Source organism: Streptomyces himastatinicus ATCC 53653, assembly GCF_000158915.1.
GTDB classification, from domain to species: Bacteria; Actinomycetota; Actinomycetes; order Streptomycetales; family Streptomycetaceae; genus Streptomyces; species Streptomyces himastatinicus.
In genome coordinates this window covers 9,409,994-9,427,795 of sequence record NZ_GG657754.1, presented here as the reverse complement: position 1 = coordinate 9,427,795, position 17,802 = coordinate 9,409,994, and the positions used below count along the sequence as shown (strand labels likewise).

General features: G+C 72.6%; 15 protein-coding genes. 7 read left to right on the top strand and 8 right to left on the bottom strand.

All coding sequences use genetic code 11. The features are described from left to right. Both SSOG_RS39915 and SSOG_RS39910 read right to left on the bottom strand, forming a co-directional pair. Window positions 1-3,822: non-ribosomal peptide synthetase (locus SSOG_RS39915; protein WP_009720002.1), on the bottom strand; the 3,822-nt coding region annotated here is incomplete at its 3' end. A gap of 530 nt (window positions 3,823-4,352) precedes the next feature. Continuing rightward, complete coding sequence (locus tag SSOG_RS39910; protein ID WP_039939821.1) at window positions 4,353-4,835, bottom strand: hypothetical protein; 483 nt, start codon at window positions 4,833-4,835, stop codon at window positions 4,353-4,355. A 207-nt stretch (window positions 4,836-5,042) separates the two neighbouring features. On the opposite strand from SSOG_RS39910, the gene SSOG_RS39905 reads away from it, so the two are divergent. Continuing rightward, window positions 5,043-5,576 (top strand): EF-hand domain-containing protein, encoded by a 534-nt coding sequence (locus SSOG_RS39905; protein ID WP_009720000.1) that lies wholly within the window; start codon window positions 5,043-5,045, stop codon window positions 5,574-5,576. Window positions 5,577-5,626: 50 nt separating this feature from the next. Continuing rightward, entirely contained in the window at window positions 5,627-6,526 is a 900-nt protein-coding gene (locus tag SSOG_RS39900; RefSeq protein ID WP_039939819.1) for a class I SAM-dependent methyltransferase, read from the top strand. 4 nt (window positions 6,527-6,530) lie between these two features. Here SSOG_RS39900 and SSOG_RS39895 read toward each other — a convergent pair whose 3' ends face one another. The 4 genes from SSOG_RS39895 to SSOG_RS39880 are packed head-to-tail and all read right to left on the bottom strand — an operon-like array spanning window position 6,531 to window position 8,909. After that, the gene (locus tag SSOG_RS39895) at window positions 6,531-7,397 is read right to left on the bottom strand and encodes an AraC family transcriptional regulator (RefSeq protein WP_009719998.1); all 867 of its coding nucleotides are present in this window, start codon (window positions 7,395-7,397) and stop codon (window positions 6,531-6,533) included. Window positions 7,398-7,426: 29 nt separating this feature from the next. Continuing rightward, window positions 7,427-7,735, bottom strand: a complete 309-nt coding sequence (locus SSOG_RS39890; RefSeq protein ID WP_039939817.1) for a hypothetical protein — start codon at window positions 7,733-7,735, stop codon at window positions 7,427-7,429. Beyond that, a complete protein-coding gene (locus tag SSOG_RS39885) occupies window positions 7,732-8,196 on the bottom strand; it encodes a membrane protein (protein ID WP_009719996.1) in 465 nt (154 codons plus the stop codon). The genes SSOG_RS39890 and SSOG_RS39885 overlap by 4 nt, the downstream gene beginning before the upstream one ends. A 20-nt stretch (window positions 8,197-8,216) precedes the next feature. Continuing rightward, on the bottom strand, window positions 8,217-8,909 hold the full coding sequence (locus SSOG_RS39880) for a DJ-1/PfpI family protein (protein WP_009719995.1): 693 nt from the start codon (window positions 8,907-8,909) through the stop codon (window positions 8,217-8,219). A gap of 211 nt (window positions 8,910-9,120) precedes the next feature. Here SSOG_RS39880 and SSOG_RS39875 point away from each other — a divergent pair, with 211 nt between their 5' ends. The 5 genes from SSOG_RS39875 to SSOG_RS39855 all read left to right on the top strand — a co-directional run bounded on the left by SSOG_RS39875 (window position 9,121) and on the right by SSOG_RS39855 (window position 13,547). Then, on the top strand, window positions 9,121-10,059 hold the full coding sequence (locus SSOG_RS39875; RefSeq protein ID WP_009719994.1) for a GlxA family transcriptional regulator: 939 nt from the start codon (window positions 9,121-9,123) through the stop codon (window positions 10,057-10,059). 144 nt (window positions 10,060-10,203) lie between these two features. Then, window positions 10,204-10,932: a TetR-like C-terminal domain-containing protein gene (locus SSOG_RS39870; RefSeq protein WP_039939815.1), complete on the top strand. Its 729-nt coding sequence runs from the start codon at window positions 10,204-10,206 to the stop codon at window positions 10,930-10,932. A gap of 54 nt (window positions 10,933-10,986) precedes the next feature. After that, a complete protein-coding gene (locus SSOG_RS39865) occupies window positions 10,987-12,156 on the top strand; it encodes an MAB_1171c family putative transporter (RefSeq protein WP_009719992.1) in 1,170 nt (389 codons plus the stop codon). A gap of 351 nt (window positions 12,157-12,507) precedes the next feature. Then, window positions 12,508-12,972, top strand: a complete 465-nt coding sequence (locus SSOG_RS39860; RefSeq protein WP_039939814.1) for a helix-turn-helix domain-containing protein — start codon at window positions 12,508-12,510, stop codon at window positions 12,970-12,972. Then, window positions 12,969-13,547 (top strand): hypothetical protein, encoded by a 579-nt coding sequence (locus tag SSOG_RS39855; protein ID WP_009719990.1) that lies wholly within the window; start codon window positions 12,969-12,971, stop codon window positions 13,545-13,547. The genes SSOG_RS39860 and SSOG_RS39855 overlap by 4 nt, the downstream gene beginning before the upstream one ends. Before the next feature lie 10 nt (window positions 13,548-13,557). Here the strand turns inward: SSOG_RS39855 and SSOG_RS39850 are convergent, their stop codons facing one another. Continuing rightward, window positions 13,558-16,974 (bottom strand): aminotransferase class I/II-fold pyridoxal phosphate-dependent enzyme, encoded by a 3,417-nt coding sequence (locus SSOG_RS39850; RefSeq protein ID WP_039939813.1) that lies wholly within the window; start codon window positions 16,972-16,974, stop codon window positions 13,558-13,560. A 62-nt stretch (window positions 16,975-17,036) separates the two neighbouring features. Further along, window positions 17,037-17,802 (bottom strand): NAD-dependent epimerase/dehydratase family protein (locus SSOG_RS39845; RefSeq protein WP_009719987.1); only part of this gene is annotated, 766 nt, incomplete at its 5' end.

Below are 17,802 nucleotides of genomic sequence, written 5' to 3'. Positions count from 1 at the left end.
CACCGCGTTGGCGACCTGGGTCCAGTAAGGGAGTTCGGCCAGGACCGACGCGTCCCGGGCGTGCGCCGCCAGCGCCCTGCTCCACCTCCCGAAGCCCGTGCCGACCGGCGGCGGTGCCGGGGTCCGGCCGTCGGCCAGGGCGCGCCAGCCGTCGCGCAGGTCGTCGAGCAGGATGCGCCACGACACCCCGTCGACGGCGAGGTGGTGCACGGTGAGGACGAGCGTGCCGGGCCGATCGGCTCCGGCGTCGAACCACTCCGCGTGGAGGACGCGCCCCTCCGCGGGGTCCAGCCGCTCCCCGGCCCGCGCGGCGTGCTCCCGTACGGCGGCCTCCAGCGCCTGCCGGTCCAGGCCGGACGCGTCGTGCCGGACCAGTGCGATCCGGCCACCGGGCTCGGTCCGCAGCTCCCAGGAGGAGTCCCGCGCCACGAGCCGGAGGCGCAGCATGTCGTGCCGGTCGAGCAGCGCTTCGAGGAGGGCGCGCAGCCTCGGCTCGTCCAGTGCGGCGGGGGTGCGCAGCGCCATCGACTGCGCGAACCCGGCGACGGGCCCGCCGCGTTCGCGCAGCCAGTGCATCACGGGTGTCGGCTCCACCGCCGGGTCGTCGTCGGTGTCGGTGTCACTCGGGGCGGCGACGTTCGGGCCCGTGGGCAGCGGGGAACGGTCGGCCAGGGTCGCGGCCAGTGCGGTGACCGTGGGGTGGCGGAAGACGTCCTGGGAGGTGAGCGGGAGGCCCGCCCGCCGGGCCCGGCTGACCAGGTGGATCGCCAGGATGCTGTCCCCGCCCAGGGTGAAGAAGCCCGTGTCCTGCGGGATGTGCTGCTCGCCCAGCACCTCGCGGAACAGTGCGGTGAGCGTCTCCTCGGCGGGCGTACGGGGCGACCGGTCCGTGCCGTCCGTGCCGTCGTCGCTGTCGCGCATCGGGGTGGACGGCGCGGGCAGCGCGGCGCGGTCGAGCTTGCCGTTACGGGTGAGGGGCAGCCGTTCGACGGGGACGATCGCCGACGGCACCATGAACGCCGGAAGGTGCTCGGCGGCGTGACGCCGCAACGCGTCCGCGTCCCCGTCCGACTCCGGCCGCGCGGTGACGACGTACGACACGAGCCTGCGCTCTCCCGGCCGGTCCTCGCGGAGCACGGTGGCGGCCCGGGTCACGGCGGGGTGGCGGCACAGCGCGGCGTCGATCTCGCCGGGTTCGATCCGGTAGCCGCGCAGCTTGACCTGGCTGTCGGCGCGGCCCGCGAAGTCCAGCGTGCCGTCCGGGTTCCAGCGCGCGAGGTCCCCGGTGCGGTACATCCGAGCACCGGGCGGGCCGAACGGACAGGCCACGAAGCGCTCCGCCGTCCGGAGCGGCGCGCCGAGGTAGCCGCGGGCGAGCCCGGTGCCGGACAGGTAGACCTCGCCGGTGACCCCGGGCGGTACGGGGCGCAGCGCGTCGTCGAGGAGGTGCACCCGGGTGCCGTCGAGCGGGGCGCCGATGGGGATCGAGGCGGTGTGTTCGGGGAGCTGGTCCACCGGGTGCCGGGTGGCGAAGACGGTGGTCTCGGTGGGTCCGTAACCGTTGACGACGGCGGGCGCCCGGGGCGCGGAGCGGACGCGTCGTACGGCCTCGGGCGCGACCACGTCGCCGCCGGTCCACACCTGGCGGACACCGGCGAGGCAGTCGGGGTCCTCCTCGGCGAGCGCCGCGAACAGGCCCGCCGTGAGCCACAGCCCGGTGACACGGTGGGTGGCGATGACATCGCGGAGGACGCCGAGGTCCGTACGGCCCGGCGGGGCGATGACGATCTCGCCGCCGGTGAGCAGCGGCACCCACAGCTCCAGGTTGAGCGCGTCGAAGGCGTGCGGGGAGTGCAGCAGCACCCGCTCCGCGCCGCCTTCGTCCCACCAGCGGTCGGCGGCGAGCCGTACGAGGTTGGCGTGGGTGATGGCGACGCCCTTGGGGGCGCCGGTCGAGCCCGAGGTGTACATCACGCAGGCGAGGTGCTCCGGGTGCACGGTCGCCGAAGGGGCCCGCGGCGGGTCGGAAGGCTCCTCGCCGAGGACGCCGAGGACGTGGACGTGGTGTCCCCGGTCGCGGAACCACGTGGCGATCTCGTCGTCCCGGGTCGTGGCGTCGGTGATCAGGAACCGCGCCCCGGCTCCGGCGGCGATCGCGGCCAGGCGGCTCGGGGCGTCCGCGCGGTGCAGCGGCAGATACGCGGCGCCGGCCTTGATGACGCCCAGCACGGCGACGACGAGCTCGGGCGAGCGCTCGACCAGGAGGCCCACCGGTGTCTCGGCGGTGACGCCCGCCGCGGTCAGCCGGGCCGCGAGGGCGGTGGCGCGGGCGTCGAGCTGCCGGTAGGTGAGCCGTTCGCCGGTGGCGGCCGAGCGTACGGCGAACGCCTCGGGTGTGGCGGCGACATGGGCCTCGAACCTCGCGAGCGCGGTGCGCGCCGGGCCGGTGTACCGCTGCGGCCGCCCGCTGCCCGCCGCCCCGATCCGGTCGCGCTCGTCGGCCGAGGTGACGGCGTACCGCGCCACGGGGGTCAGGGCCGGGCGGGTGGCGGCCTGCCGCAGCACCCGCAGGAAGCGGTCACTGGCGTCGCGCAGCAGCTCCGGGGAGTGGTTGGCCGGGTTGACGTCGGCGTCGATGGTGAGCGGGCCGTCGCCGCGGTCGTACGCCACCAGGGACAGGTCTTCCGAGGGCGGCGCCTGGAGGTTGTGCACGGTGGCGGTGGCGGGTCCGAAGCGCAGACCGTAGGCGAAGCGCTGGATGTTGAGCACCGGCCCGAAGAAGCGCCGCCCGTCCTGGGGGTAGTGCAGGTCGCGGCGCAGCTGTTCGCCCCGGTAACGCTGGTGCCGCTGGACGAGGCCGATCGCCTCGTCGGCCCGGGCCGCCAGCTCCGTGAAGGGGGCGGCCGGGTCGACGGACAGGCGCAGCGGCAGCACGTTGGCCGACATGCCGGGCACCCGGCGGCTCTGCTCGCTGACCCGTCCGGTGACCGGCAGGCTCAGGACGACGTCCCGGCTGCCGGTCATCGCGTGGACGAAGACGGCGGTCGCCGCGATGACGAGCCGTGACCAGCGCTGCCCCATGTCCTGTGCGGCCGCCCGCAATTGGGCGAACTCCGCTTCCGGCAGGGTGCTGGTCAGCCGCAGCGAGGCGGCCGGGACCGGGGCCGGGCGCGGGGCCAGGCTCAGGAATTCCGGATGGCCTTCCATGTGGTCGAGCCACCACTGCCGGTCGGCCTCCCACTGGGGTGAGTCGGGGTAGGCCCGCTCCTCGTCGAGGACGGCGCGCAGCGGGCTCCAGCCGTTTCCGGGGATCGGGCCGCCGTCGAGCAGGCTGCCGTAGAGGTCCGCGACGCGCCGCGAGAAGAGCGTCATGCCGAAGCCGTCGAGGACGATGTGGTGTACCCGGGTGAACAGCAGATGCCGCTGGTCGCCGATCTGGAGGACGGCGCCGTCGAACAGCTCGCCCTCGGCCAGGTCGAGGGGCCGGGACAGCTCCTTGCGCATCCAGGCGAGGGCCGTCCCGTACGGGTCGGGCTCGTGCCGCAGGTCGCGCACCGGGAAGGCGATGGAGCGCGGGCGGGCCACGCGCTGGACCGGACGTCCGTCCGGCGTCTCGGCGAAGCGGACGTGGAGGGCTTCGGTCTCGCGCACGGCCTGCCGGACGGCGGCCACGAGGACACCGCTGTCGAGGGCGCCGGTGATGTCGGTGTACTCGCCCCAGAGGTACGGCGAGGACAGGTCGGGCCGGGACCGCTCGGCCAGCCACACGCCTGACTGCGCCTCGGAAAGGGGGAGTTCGGTGCCGGTTTCGTCCAGGGCCATGAGGTTCCCGCCCGGTCGCCGTGTGACGACCTCAACGTAGAAGTGGCTTCACAGGGCGATTTGCATCAGTCGTCGGGCTGTTCGGGCACGGGCCGCTCGGGCGGTGATCCGATCTTGTCCGGTCGCCGGAAGACTAACAGGCGAGTAAAAGCATCGCAAAGGGATGGCAATGGAGAGGATCATCACTCCGGGCCGCCGCATCGCGGCGGCACACGGCAGATCGCCGCAGTTCACAACCCTGGAGCAGCAACTCGGCCACGAGAACGGCTGATTCGGGTCCCGCGCGATCGAGCACACCCGGGCTCTCTGCCGCCACTCCCTCCCCTATGTGCCCATGCGCCGATCCCTGAACACCCGCTCGCGTCACCCCGTGTTGAGCAACCGTCCCATCCGCAAATGCGGTGCGGGGCATGTACGCACGAAACCGCCCGCCGAAGGCCACATCGGGGTGGCCTCGGCGGGCGGTCGGGTCGGTGGGGTCGGTTGGGTCAGGCGGGTCCCTGGGGTCGGTGGGGCGGTCGGGCGGCCTGTCAGATGCGGCCGCCCGTCATCCGCGTGACGGGACCGTGGCCGCTGCGCTCCGCATGGCGGCCCACGGCGTAGGACGCCGCGCTGAGGGCGGTGACCCCGGCCGCGGCACCGGCCGCGATGAGCTTGCGGTGCTTCAGGACGGTCCAGGCGGTCGAAGCGGCAGAGGTCACCTGCCCGGCCGCCGAGGTCACGCCCTTCAGCGTGCTGGTCACGGCGGTGCCGGCCGACTCGGCCGCCTTCCCCGCCGTGGCCCCCACCGAGGTCACGGCGTTACCGACGGCACTGCCCGCACCGGCTGCGGCGCGTGCCGCGCCGGTCCCGGCGGACTTGGCGGCATCGGCGGTCGACTGGCCTGCGGACTCCGCCTTCGCCGCCGTCTTCCCCGCCGCCTTCGCGGAGGTCTCCTTGGCCTTGGCGGCTGTCGCCTTCGTGGCCTTGGTCGCCCGGTCGGTCGATTCGTTGTTCGCTCGTGCGTTAGCCATGCTGCACGAATTGCCCGATCCGGCCGATGCAAACAAGGCATGGAGATTCCGGTCAGGTCCCATGGCTGCCGCGCGACCCTGTCGGCCCAGTTCCATTCGTTCGAGTGAACGGCGATCGGTTGCCGCCGTCCGTACGCGCCCCCGAACGGATAGTGAGCCGGCGGCCGGACGCACAGCTCCGGTCACCGACGGAAGGGGACACGGTTCATGCGCACAGAGGCCACCAAGCGGGTCGCGCTCGTCTTCTCTCTGCTCGACGCCGACGGGAACGGCGTCCTGGAAGCCGATGACTTCGAGCTGATGGCGGGCCGCGTCGTCGAGGCGGCGCCCGACGCGGACGAGGCGGCGAAGGACGCGATGAGCGCGGCGTTCCGTCAGTACTGGACGACGCTGCGCAGGGAAGCGGACGCCAACGGGGACGGCGAGATCACCTTCGAGGAGTACACCGCCTGCGTGCTCTCGCCCGAGCGGTTCGACGCGACGATCGACGCGTTCGCCGAGGCGCTGGCCGCGCTCGGGGACCCGGGCGGCGACGGGGCCGTCGCACGCCCCGCGTTCGTGGCGCTGATGACCGCCATCGGCTTCGAACGCGCCAACATCGACGCCCTCTTCGACGCCTTCGGCCCCTCGGACGCGGACCGGATCCAGGTGGCGACCTGGGTCGACGGGATCAAGGACTACTACGCCCCGGGCAAGGCCGGGATCCCCGGCGATCACCTGGTCGCGGGCACGGCGCTCTGACCACGGGCGATGGCGGCCGGGTGGTCAGGGCGGACAGGGGATGGGGAGGCATGACCGACGCGACGCGGGAGAGCACCGGCGTGGCAGGCGGCGTCGGGCAGACCGCTCTCCTGGTCGCCGCGGCACGGGCGATCGAGGCCCACCGCCCCGACGCGCTCGCCCGGGACCCGTACGCGGAGCACTTCGTGCGCGCCGCGGGGCGGGCGTCCGCGCACTGGCCGGTACGCCCCCAGCAGGTGCCGGGCGGAGACGCCGATCCCCTCTGGGGGCGGCTGGGGCGCTACTTCGGTCTGCGGACCCGGGTCCTGGACGACTTCCTCCTGGCCCGGGCGCGCGCGGGCACCCGCCAGGTGGTCCTGCTCGGGGCGGGGCTCGACTCGCGGGCGTACCGGCTCGACTGGCCGCCCGGCTGCACGGTCTTCGAGATCGACCAGGGACCGATCCTCGCGTTCAAGCGCGGCGTGCTCGACGGACTGGGCGCCGCGCCCCGGGCGGAGCGCGTCACGATCGCGGCCGATCTGCGACGCGACTGGACCGGAGCGCTCGCCGCCGCGGGCTTCGATCCGGCCCGGCCGACCGCCTGGCTGGCGGAGGGGCTCCTGCTCTATCTGCCCTCCGCCGCCGAACGGCTGCTCGTGGAAACGGTGGCCGGGCTGAGCGCGGCGGGAAGCGCCCTCGCGTACGAGGTGAAGCTCGGCACGGAGTCGGCGGCCGTCCGCGACAGCCCCGTCTACTCCGCGGCCCGGCTCCGGATCGGTGTCGACCTGCTCGCCCTGTTCGACGGCGAGCCACGGCCCGACACCGCCGGAGACCTGACCGCGCGGGGCTGGTCCACAACGGTCCGCACCCCGTTCGACTTCACGTCCCGCTACGGACGCGGCCCGCGCCCGGAGCGGCACGATGCCCTGGCCGCCAACCGGTGGGTGTTCGCGCACGCTCCGGACCGGTGATGGCTCAGAGCGCGGTCCGCTCCACCGGGATCCACAGCTCCGCGTCCGCCTCCGCCCCGTCCCGCGACACCTGAGTGCGCAGGATCTCGGGCCCCGGCCTGCTCCGGTACGGATTGGACGGGAACCACTGGGTGAACACATCGCGCCACAGGTACTGGAGCGCCTGCGGGAACGGTCCGGAGCTCTCGAACACGGCCCAGGTCCCCGCCGGGACGGTGAGCGTGTCCAGGTCCTCGGGACCGGCGGACCGGCTCACCACGCCGTGGTAGTAGTCGAGTTCGGTCCCCTCCGCCCGGCTCGGGTCGAGGTCGTCACTGACCCCGACGATCCCCTCCGGCTCCTGATCGGACAGCGCGGTGATGCGCCGCATCGTCTCCTTGTCGATACCGCGGATGAAGTCGGCGATCGCCGGGTTCATCCCCACATGAACGAGCGGGACCCGGGCCCTCTTGCCGACCACATGGAACTGCTCCCTTTCCACGACCCGGTACCGCATGGTGCTGCTCCCCTCGACGATGAGGCGGAAGGACATCCGCGGCTGGGAGTTCAGCGCGGCACCGCCGCGCCGCGCCTCGCCCGGACCCACCCCGTGCTGGCCGCGGAACGCACGCGCGAACGCCTCCCCCGACCCGTAGCCGTAGCGCACCGCGATCTCCAGCAGCGTCCGCTCCCCCGCGAGCACTTCGGCCCCGGCGACGGTGAGCCGTCTGCGCCGGATGTACTCCGACAGCGACAGCCCCGCCAGCGCGGAGAACATCCGCCGGAAGTGGTATTCCGACGTCACCGCGATCCGCGCCAGCTCGGTCACCTCGATCGGCTGATCGAGATGCGACTCGATGTGGTCCAGGGCCTCGTTCAGCCGCTCCAGCACCTCGGTCTCCTTCCCTTACGACCCTCACGTTAGGAAGATCGCACCCTCCCGGACCCGACATCCTGTGCCCGGTCCGATCGGGTCCCCGCGCGGCCGAGGCGCCGCAGTGCGAGGAGGCCGCCGATGCCGGGGATGACGGCGGTGGCCTTGGTGGCGTTTGTCGCCTGGCGGAGGCGCCAGGTGGCGCCGATGACGAACAGGTAGGCGCAGCCGTGGGTGGGGCCCATCAGGGAGGAGATGGGCTTCAGGTGGGCGGTGGCGAGGTTGGCCAGCATGATGACCAGCGAGATCAGTTCGGCGTGTGCCGCGATACGCAGGGGCCGCAGGTGCACGGTCATACTCCCGTGGTGGAGCCGGGGCGGATGATCATCAGGATGGTGACCGTGGCCCACAGCAGGTTGAAGACGCCGGTGAGCATGGCGAGGCGGGCCGGGGCACGGGTGGCGGTGGCGCCGGGGGCCCGGGCCGCGGTGAGGGCCCCGTCCTGGGCGGGGAGGATCAGCAGGGCCAGGACGGCGGCGGCCGCGGCGGTCAGGACGATCGAGGCGATCAGCCATGCGCTGCTGAGGACGCCGAGGCTGCTGGCGGTGGCGAATCCGAAGAGGGGTACGGCGATCCCGATGGCGGCGTAGACGCGGCAGATGCGGTGCAGCATCCGCAGGGTGGTGAGCGCCTCGTCGTCCTGCGGGTCGCCATGGGCGCGGCGCAGGGCGGGCGGGAACATGCTCGCGGCGACGGTGACGGGGCCGATGGCGATCACGGCGGCCAGGACGTGCAGGGAGAGAAAGAATTTCGTCATGGTCAGGTGGCCGATCGGGGTCAGAAGCCGACGGGCGCCAGGCCCTGGTCGCGCCACACGACGCCCCGGCGCTCATGGGCGAACAGCTCTTCCACGGCGTGGGCGATCCGCGGGCCCCTCTCGCGCTCCAGCAGATACAGGCCCAGGTCGAGCCCGGAGGTGACACCGGCACCCGTGACGAGGTCGCCGTCGTCGACGACGCGGGCGCGCACCGCGTGGGCGCCGCCGGAGTCGAGCGCGTCCAGGCCCTGGTGGTGGGTGGTGGCGTGGCGCCCTGCCAGCAGACCGGCCATGGCCAGGATGATCGACCCGCCGCACACCGTGGCAACCGTCACCGCCGGGTTCTCCATCGCCGCCTTCAGCAGCGCGGGCAGCTCGGTGGACATGGCGCGATCCAGCCGTACGGAGAGGAACTCGTCCGGCTGCTGCCACTCCCCGTGCCCCGCGTCCCGCTCGGGGACCTCACCGGGCTCGCCGAAGCGGCCGGCGACGCCGGGGACCAGGATCACACCGGCCCGCTCGGGGTCGAGGGCACCCGTGGCCCGCAGCGTCAGGCTCCCGGCGCCGCTGGGCACCTCGCGCGGCCCTTCGGCGGAGACCAGTTCCACGCTCACCGCGCCCGCCGAGGCGGCGCCACCGGCGTACAACACCTCGTAGGGGGCGATGACATCGAGCGGGTCGAAGCCGTCGAGCAGGACTACCTGGACATGCATGGAGGGCTCTCTTTCGAAGGCGGGAGGTCCGGTCCGTGCCGGGAACGCCACCGAAGGTAATCGGCTGCCGCCTCCCCTCCCAGTGGCATGAGTGCCACCTTTCAACGGGATAGTGCCAACGGCGATGGAAGCACCTCTGAACTGCGGTGATATCGAGGATGACGCGCTCCGAGCCATCCCGGGTCGTCCTGCGAGGAGGTATCTTCCGGCCATGCACACCGTCGCCGTTCTCGCCCTGGACCAGGTGATCCCGTTCGACCTGTCGACGCCGATCGAGGTCTTCACCCGCACCCGCCTGCCGGACGGGCGCCCCGGCTATCAGATCCGGGTGTGCGCCGAGCGCCGGGAGATCGACACCGGCACCTTCGTCCTGCGCGCGCCCTGGGGTCTCGACGGGCTCCAAGGGGCGGACACGATCATCGTGCCCGGCACCGCCGACCCCGCGGCCCCGCTCGCGCCGGAGGTCCGCGACGCGCTGCGGGCGGCGGCCGAGGACGGCACACGGATCGCCTCCATCTGTTCGGGCACCTTCATCCTGGCCGCCGCCGGCCTGCTCGACGGGCTGCGGGCCACCACCCACTGGATCGCGGCCGGTCTGCTGGCCACCGCCTACCCGGACATCGAGGTGGACCCGGACGTCCTGTATGTCGACAACGGCCAGGTCCTCACCTCCGCGGGCGCCGCCGCGGGCCTGGACCTGTGCCTGCACATGATCCGCCGGGACTACGGCTCGGCCGTCGCCGCCCACGCGGCCCGGCTGTCCGTGATGCCGCTCGAACGCGAAGGCGGACAGGCGCAGTTCATCGTCCACGACTACGCGCCCACCCCGCAGGGCTCCGTCCTCGAACCCCTGCTGACCTGGCTCCAGGACAACCTGGGCCGCGACCTCACCCTCGCCGATATCGCCGCCCACGCCGGGACCAGCACCCGCACCCTGATACGCCGCTTCCGCGAGCAGACCGGCACCACCCCGCTCCAGTGGCTGCACCGCGCCCGCATCCGCCAGGCCCAGCACCTCCTGGAGACCACGCCCCACTCCGTCGAACGCATCGGCGCCCAGGTCGGCTTCGGCTCCCCCACCGCCTTCCGCGACCGCTTCAAACGCACCACCGGTGTCAGCCCGCACACCTACCGCCGCACCTTCAGCTGACACCGACGCCCCTCCCGGCCCAACTCCGCCCGCCCGCCGCAGTTTTGTCAGTCCGTGAGCGGTGTGGCGCGGATCACAGCACAAGGCCGTGCAGCTCGGGCAACTGCGCTTATGACCGTTGCGGCCGACAGGTACCGTTTGGCCATGGATGTTTCCGGAACGAGCACCACCGACGAGAACTCCGGACCGGAGGCGGCGATCAAGGCCGCCGCACGCCAACTCCTGCTGAAGCAGGGCGCCGGAGGGCTGTCACCTGAGGCCGTCGCCCTGGGCGGCGGACTTGCCGTCAGCGATGTGGAGGCCGTCTTCCCGCATCGGGACGACCTGCTGACCGCCCTGGTCATCGACGCCTACAACGCGTCCGGCGCCGCGATGGAGCAGGCCGATCACGCCACAGCGGAGGCCGGAGGGTCGGCGGGGGCGCGACTCCTCGCCGTCACGCGCGCGCTGCGGCAGTGGTCGTTCGACCACCCGGCCGAGTTCACGCTGATCTACGGCTCGCCCGTTCCGGACTACCACGCCCCGCAGGACACGGTCCCGCCCGCCTCGCGCACCCCCGCGGTGCTGGCCGGGATCGTGCGTACGGCGCTGGAGGCCGGTGAACTCACCCCGCCCCGGCGGGCGGTGCCCGGGCCCCCGCTGCTTCTGCCGGAGGCCGTGGCGCTGTTCGGCGGCGCGCCCGACGCTCCGTTCTCGGATGTCATCGAGCGCGGCATCGTGCTGTGGAGCAGCCTGATCGGGCTGCTGGTGTTCCAGGTCTTCAGCCGCACCCACGACAGCGTCCGGGACGAGTCCGCCTTCTTCGACTACGCCGTCGCCGTGGCGGCCGAGGGGATCGGACTCGTAGTCCCCCTGGAAGACACCGCCGACTGAACCACCTGACCGACACCGTTCGCCGCGTGCGCGGCACTGGCAGGGAATCGGGCCGTGACCACCACCAAGACCCTCTGCTTCGTCATCGCGGCACTCTCGTCGTATGCCGCGCTCATCTACCGGCTGTGCCAGGTCAGGCGCAGCTGGCGGGACAACGCCTACCGCGCTCTGGTCATCACGCTGCTGCTCCAGTGCGTCACCTTCACGATGGGTGTCGTCGTCATGGGGAGCGACAGCTTCCTGGGCGTCGGCAACCTCGCCATCCTGCTGATGCACCTGTCGGCGGTCGCCGTCTGCGTGACCGCGCAGATCATCCTGTTGCACTGGTCGACCGCCGATGAGGAGGCGGTACGGAAGACCCGCTACTGGCTGATCACCGGCATCGCCGTCACCGCGCTGCTGATCGCGCTGTTCTTCATCGCCGACGGCCCGGGCCGTCCGCCGTCGGACTTCAACACCGGCAGCGGCCAGCCGCTGATCCTCACCTACCTCCTGGTCTTCATCACCTCCCAGGCGGTACCGTGCGTGACCATCTTCCGGCAGTGCGGCCCGTACGCCCGGATGACCGACAAGGCGTCGCTGCGGCAGGCGCTGCGGCTGCTGTCCGTCGCCGCGGTGGTGCTCTTCCTCTACTGCACGGCCAGGACGGTCAACATCCTCACCGCCGCGGCCGGGTTCGACATCGGCGCCTGGACCGTCCTCGCGTCCCTGTTCAGCGCGGCGGGCATCGCCATTCTCTCGGTCAGCCTGACCATTTCCTCCTGGGGCGACTCGGCCGCCAAGTTGCTCAACTGGGCGCACAGCTACCGCTCGTACCGGGCGCTGTATCCGCTCTGGCGGGACCTGTACGAGTCCTCCCCGGACATCGTGCTGGACCCGCCCGGTGCCGCGGTCTCCGATGCCTCCGACCTCAACTACCGCCTCCACCGGCGGGTCATCGAAATCCGGGACGGCTGGCGGGACCTGCGCCCCTATATCGACCGCACCGTCGACGGCGCCGACGGCGGCGCGGCGGAGCCCGGTGCGAGCGAGGAGTTCCGGCAGGCGTTCGCCGAAGCGGCGCAGATCCGGCGGGCGCTGCACGCGAAGCGCACCGGCGCCCTCCCCGATGACAACGAGGACGCGGGCGACTTCCATGACCGCGACACGGACAACTTCACCGCCGAGGTCGACTGGCTCACCAAGGTGGCATCCGCCTACCGCAAGCTCGACAGCGCGAGGTGAGGAGCTCCCGCCCGGACTGCCCCCGTGTCAGACCGGGCGGGATTTCCCCCGTTCCCCCGTTGTGCTCCCCCGTTTTCCCCCGTTCTTTCCCCCGTGGTTCCCCCGTACTTTCCCCCGTGGTGCTTCGTCCGGCCGGGCGGGTGTCCCCGCCCGGCCGGACCTGACCCTCCCCCGTGTGGGTCAGGCCGACAGACCGTCCATCAACTCGACTACCCCCGCAAGCGGAGTTAGCTGACAGCTATCGGCGAGGTCCCACGTTGGCGGAATCACCGCAGATTGTCAACTGACCGCTAATCTGCGAAACTGACGATTAGCCGAGGGCAATCCGAGGAGGTGGGGGGAGGAGATCGCGTGTCCGAGACGGACGACCGGCCCGTGCTGGCGGTGCGCCTGGACAACCTCTTCAAGACGGTTCGTCCCAAGGGCAAGCACTGGACCAACGCCGAAGTGGCGGAGGAGCTGAAGCGGGCCAACCCCGAGCTGAAGGTCGGGGGTGTGTATCTGTCGCAGTTGCGGACGGGGAAGCGCTCCAATCCCTCACCTGACCTCCTGGCCGCCCTGGCGCGCTTCTTCGGCGTCTCGGTGGCCTACTTCTTCGACGACAAGGTCGCCGAGTCGGTGCTCAGCGAGGTCGCCGCCATCGAGGCGCTGCGGCAGGCGGGCGTCCGGGCCGTGGCGATGCGGGCGGCCGGGATGAAGAAGGAAAATCTCCAGGCCATCACGACCATCATGGATCAGTACCGGCAGATGCAGGGCCTTCCGCCCGTCACCGATGCCTCGGACTCCGAAGGCGCCGACACCTCGGACCCCGGGTGAGGGGCCTCAGGGGCGGGCGATCGGCCGACCAGGACCGCCGCAGCCGGCTCAAGCGGCTCCGGAAGGCCGGTGCGCAGCGGATCGCCGACCTCGATCTGCCGGAGGTGGCCGATGTGGCCGAGCTCTGCCGCCACCTCGGCGAGATCCGCGAACGTCCGATCACGCTGGTCCCGATGCCGATCCCCACGTCGCACCCGTGTGGCATGTGGGTCGCGGCACGCGACGAGGACCTCATCTTCTTCGACGCCAACACGACCAGCGCGCATCAGGAGCACATCATCTTGCACGAGCTGGGCCACATCATCTGCTGCCATCGCGGGGCGGGTTGGCTGGACGAGGCGAGCGCCCGCCTCCTCTTCCCCAACCTCGACCCCGACATCGTGCGTGACATGCTCCTGCGCGCCACCTATGACGACGTCCAGGAACAGGAAGCGGAGATCATCGCCTATCTGCTCTCCCAGCGGCTGGGCGGCAGCACGGAAGCGCACGGCACGCCGCCGGCCGAGGAAGCCGGTGACGGCGCCGCGTCAGGACGGGACGCCACGCTCAGCCGGATAGAACGCACGCTGATCTGACATGGGTCACTCAGCCACCGGCGGACGCCACCTCCTCGGCCAGGATCGCCACGGCCCGGCGGATGTCGTCCTCCCGGTGTTCGCTGGTGACGAAGAACCGCAGCCGCGCCAGCCCCTCCTCCACCGCGGGGTGGAAGATCGGGTCGGCGATGACGCCCCGTTCGTACAACCGGTCCGCGACGCGCAGCGTTCTCGCCGAGTCGCCGATGACACACGGCACGATCGGGGTGGCGGCGCTGGAGCCCGTGGGCAGACCGGCCGCGGTGGCGAGGCCGAGGAACAGCTCCGCGTTCCGCCGCAGGGTGCGCACCCGGTGCGGTTCCGCGACGATCAGCTCGGTGGCGGCCAGCGCCGCGGCCGCGTTGGCCGGGGTCAGGCCGACGCTGTAGACGAAGCCGGGCAGCGTGTGCCGCAGCCACCGCACCATCCGGGCCGAGCCGCCGAGGTAGCCGCCGCAGCTGGCGAACGCCTTGGAGAGGGTGCCCATCCACAGATCCACACCGGACCGGTCGACGCCGAAGAACTCGCCGACGCCGCGGCCGCCGTCGCCCACGGTGCCGATGCTGTGCGCCTCGTCGACCATCAGCAGGGCCCCGTAGCGCCGCTTCAGCTCGATCACGGCGGGCAGGTCGACCAGGTCGCCGTCCATGCTGTACGCGCCCTCGACGGCGATCAGGACCCGCCGGAACCGGGACCGGTTGACCCGGAGCAGGTGTTCCAGCCGGTCGGTGTCGTTGTGGGCGAACGGGCGTCTGGCCGCCCCGGACAAGGCGCAGCCCTGGAGGATGCTGTCGTGGGCGAGGGCGTCGTGGAGCACCAGGTCGCCCGGCCCGATGAGGTGTCCGATCGCGGTGACATTGGTGGCATGGCCGCTCACCAGCGCCAGGCAGTCCCCGACGCCGAGGAAGTCGGCGAGCGCCCGTTCCAGCGTCACGGTCAGCTCCCGTTCGCCGGAGAGCGGCCGGCTCGCGGAGACCGAGGTCCCGTAGCGGTCCACCGCCCGGTGCACGGCCTCGCTGACCGCCGGATGGCCGGAGAGCCCCAGGTAGTTGTAGCTGCCGAAGGACAGATACGCCCGGTCGCCGATCCGGGTCGTATCGCGGATGGTGCCCTGATGGACCCGGAAGTACGGGAAGTCCGCACCGCTGCCGGTGATCGCGTCCAGGCGCTCCTCGAACTGCCGCACCTCCGGGAACTCGTCGACGACCGCGGTCGCCGTGCTCCACTCCGCGGGGGTCTCCCGGGGCACCGCCGGTGTTTCCCGGGGCGGGGGCGCACCGGGCGCGGGATCCTCCGTGAGGTGGGGGCCGGTCAGCGCGATGAGCTGTTCGACGGTGAGTTCGGGCGAGAAGATCTCATCGGTACGGAAGCCCGGTATTCGCTTGCCGATGTTGGTTTCCAGCTCCTGCAACATCAGGGAGTCGAAGCCGAGATCGGCCACCAGCGCCATCCGCTCGTGCAGATCGGACAGCGGGTAGACGCCGGTCCGCGACAGCTCTTCGAGCACGATGGACGCGGCGGACGCGGTGGCGTCGGGCTGTTCCTCCCCCAGGTCCGCGAGCGAGGTGTCGCCGGTGTCGCGGGCCGTCTCGTCCACCACCCAGTGGTGGCGCGGGGCGAGCGGACTCGGCGGCAGAGTGCACGGGGGGATGCGCTCCCCCTCGGGACGAAGTCCCGCGCCGGTGACCGCGTGCTCGGCGAGCCGGGCCAGCGCGGCGGCCGTGCGTGGCTCACCGGATGTCGAACCGGACGGCGACCCGGACGTCGGCCCCGGCCATGGCACCGCGGCCTGTGGCAGCTCACCGGGTGGCACCGTGCCGATCACCTGCCCCGGCCCGATGGCCCCGGTGCGGCCCGCGGCCACGGCGTCGGCCGCCGCGGTCAGCCGGGCGGCGGCGTCGGCGGTGTCCTCGACCACCAGGGCGAGGCGTTCCGCGAAGGGGGTCCGGCGGGCCAGGGTGTCGGCCACCTCGTCCAGCGGCGGCCCGTCCCCGGTGATGGTGTGCGCCAGTTCCCGTGCGTAACGGGCCAGCCCTTCCCGGTCGCGGGCGCTGAGCACCAGCAGCCGCGGCCCCTCGTCGGGTGCCGGGCGGGCCGGTGCCCTGGTGCACTCCTCCACCACCAGATGGACACCGGTGCCGCCGAAGCCGAAGGCGCTCACCCCCGCCCGGCGCGGCTGCCCCGACTCCGGCCACGGGGTGGGCGCGGTGGGGATGGTCAGCCGGGCGGCGTCGAGCCCGGAGCGGTCGCCCAGGTCGAACGGGGGCTGCGGCGGTATCACGCCCCGCTGCACGGCCAGGACGGACTTGATGAGCCCGGCGATGCCCGCGGCGTTGAGCGCGTGCCCGACGACCGCCTTCACCGCGCCGAGGAAGGCGGGGGCGCCCCGCTCCCCGCGCAGTTCGCCCAGCACACCGACCTCGACCGGATCGCCGACCGTGGTTCCGGTGCCGTGCGCTTCGAGGTAGCCCACCGCGTCCGGGGGCAGGTCCGCGTCGCGGTAGGCCCGGCGCAGCGCCCGGAGCTGACCGGCCGCCTGGGGGTGCATTCCGCCCTGTACGGTCCCGTCGTTGGCCGTTCCGACGCCGCGGACCACCGCGTAGACCCGGTCGCCCGCGGCCAGCGCGTCGGCCAGGGGCCGCAGCACCAGGACCCCGGCGCCCTCCCCCAGGACGAAGCCGTCGGCGTCCGCGCCGAACGGCAGACATCTGCCGCTGCGCGAGATGGCGCCGATCCGGCACAGTCCGACCAACAGGTCGGGGGTGAGGAGGAGTTGGGCGCCACCGGCGAGTGCGATGCGGCACCGTCCCGCGCGCAGCGCGAACACCGCGTTGGCCACGGCCATGAGTCCGCCGGAGCAGGCCGCGTCGAGCGCGTAGCTCTCGCCGTGCAGGTCGAAGACGGAGCTGACGGTGTTCGGTCCCATGTTGAGCAGCAGCCCGGCCACCGAGGTGCCCTGGAGTCCGCTGACCGCGCGGACCGTCTCCGGCCACCGGGGGTCGGTCGCCCGCGCCCCGAACTCGCCGCCGGTCAGCTGACGCATCCGGAGCTGCATGGTGCTGATCTCGCGGTAGCCGCTCTCGGTGAGCGCGGTGATCACCGAGGTCTCCTCGCGGTCGAAGCCCTCGGCCTCCCATCCCGCGTCCTGGAGGGCCTCACGGGCGAGGTCGATCAGCATCCGGGCCTGCGGATCCATGGATTTGGCCCGTCGCGGCGGGATGCCGTAGTGCACGGCGTCGAAGTGGCCGACGTCCGGCAGCAGGGCCATGGTGTCCGTATAGGCCGCGGACGCGTCGCGTATGTTGTCGCTCAGAAAGGCGGCGCTGCGCCACCGCGAGTCCGGGACGGTGGCGAACTGCGCCTGCGGGGCGGTGAGGAGCCGCCAGTACTGGTTGACGTTCCGCGCACCGGGGAACCGGCAGGCCATCCCCACGATCGCGATGTCGTCACGGCGTGCCCCGGCTAACCCCACGGGGGAGTCTGTCGCTGTCACCCGCGACCCCCCGCACCGTCCAGGCGCTCGCGCCACCAGTCCACCGTCGCCTTGATCTGCTCGTCGATGGGCGTGGCGCGCACCGCGAACTCGGTTTCGTACGCGCTCGAATCGACCACGAACGGCCGGTCGAACTGATAGCGGATCTCCCGTAGCGCACGGATCAGCGGCGAGAAGACCGACGCGACGCCCAGTACGGCCGGCGGCAGCCCGCGCACCGCGACCGGTCCCGTGCCCGCCTCGGCGGCCAGGCGGTCGGCCATCTCCCGGGTGGACAGCGCGGGCCCGGTCGGAACGTGCCAGGCCCGCCCCCAGGCCCGCTCCTCGCCCGCCACCTCGACCATGGCCCTGGCCACGTCGGGGAGGTAGGTCCAGCTGTGCGGGGCGTCCGGATCCCCGATCGTGGAGACCGGCTTGCCGCGCAGCAGGCGGGGCATGACCCGCCCGGCCAGATGTCCGCCGTCGGTCACGCCGGGCCCGAAGAAGTCCGAGGCCCGCACCTCGACCGCCTTGATGCGGCCCTGTTCGTGGAGGTTCCGCGCCTGCTCCCATCCCGCCGCGCGCACCCGCCCCTTGGGGCCGGCCGCCGCGAGCGGCAGCTCCTCGGTCAGGGGGCCGTCCACCGGGCCGTAGCCGTAGAGGTTGCCCAGCATGACCAGCACGGCCCCGGTCGCCTCGGCGGCCGCGCAGGCCGACGAGATCAGCGGCGGCCATTCGCTCGCCCAGCGGTGGTACGGCGGTGCGGCACAACTGTGGATCGCG

What these genes read in the sequence shown, in the direction of transcription:
- SSOG_RS39900 (WP_039939819.1), top strand. Translation starts at nt 5,627, where the DNA reads ATGACCGACGCGACGCGGGAGAGCACCGGCGTGGCAGGCGGCGTCGGG.
- SSOG_RS39905 (WP_009720000.1), top strand. Translation starts at nt 5,043, where the DNA reads ATGCGCACAGAGGCCACCAAGCGGGTCGCGCTCGTCTTCTCTCTGCTC.
- SSOG_RS39850 (WP_039939813.1), bottom strand. Translation starts at nt 16,974, where the DNA reads ATGGCCTGCCGGTTCCCCGGTGCGCGGAACGTCAACCAGTACTGGCGG.
- SSOG_RS39870 (WP_039939815.1), top strand. Translation starts at nt 10,204, where the DNA reads ATGGATGTTTCCGGAACGAGCACCACCGACGAGAACTCCGGACCGGAG.
- SSOG_RS39875 (WP_009719994.1), top strand. Translation starts at nt 9,121, where the DNA reads ATGCACACCGTCGCCGTTCTCGCCCTGGACCAGGTGATCCCGTTCGAC.
- SSOG_RS39880 (WP_009719995.1), bottom strand. Translation starts at nt 8,909, where the DNA reads ATGCATGTCCAGGTAGTCCTGCTCGACGGCTTCGACCCGCTCGATGTC.
- SSOG_RS39890 (WP_039939817.1), bottom strand. Translation starts at nt 7,735, where the DNA reads ATGACCGTGCACCTGCGGCCCCTGCGTATCGCGGCACACGCCGAACTG.
- SSOG_RS39885 (WP_009719996.1), bottom strand. Translation starts at nt 8,196, where the DNA reads ATGACGAAATTCTTTCTCTCCCTGCACGTCCTGGCCGCCGTGATCGCC.
- SSOG_RS39910 (WP_039939821.1), bottom strand. Translation starts at nt 4,835, where the DNA reads ATGGCTAACGCACGAGCGAACAACGAATCGACCGACCGGGCGACCAAG.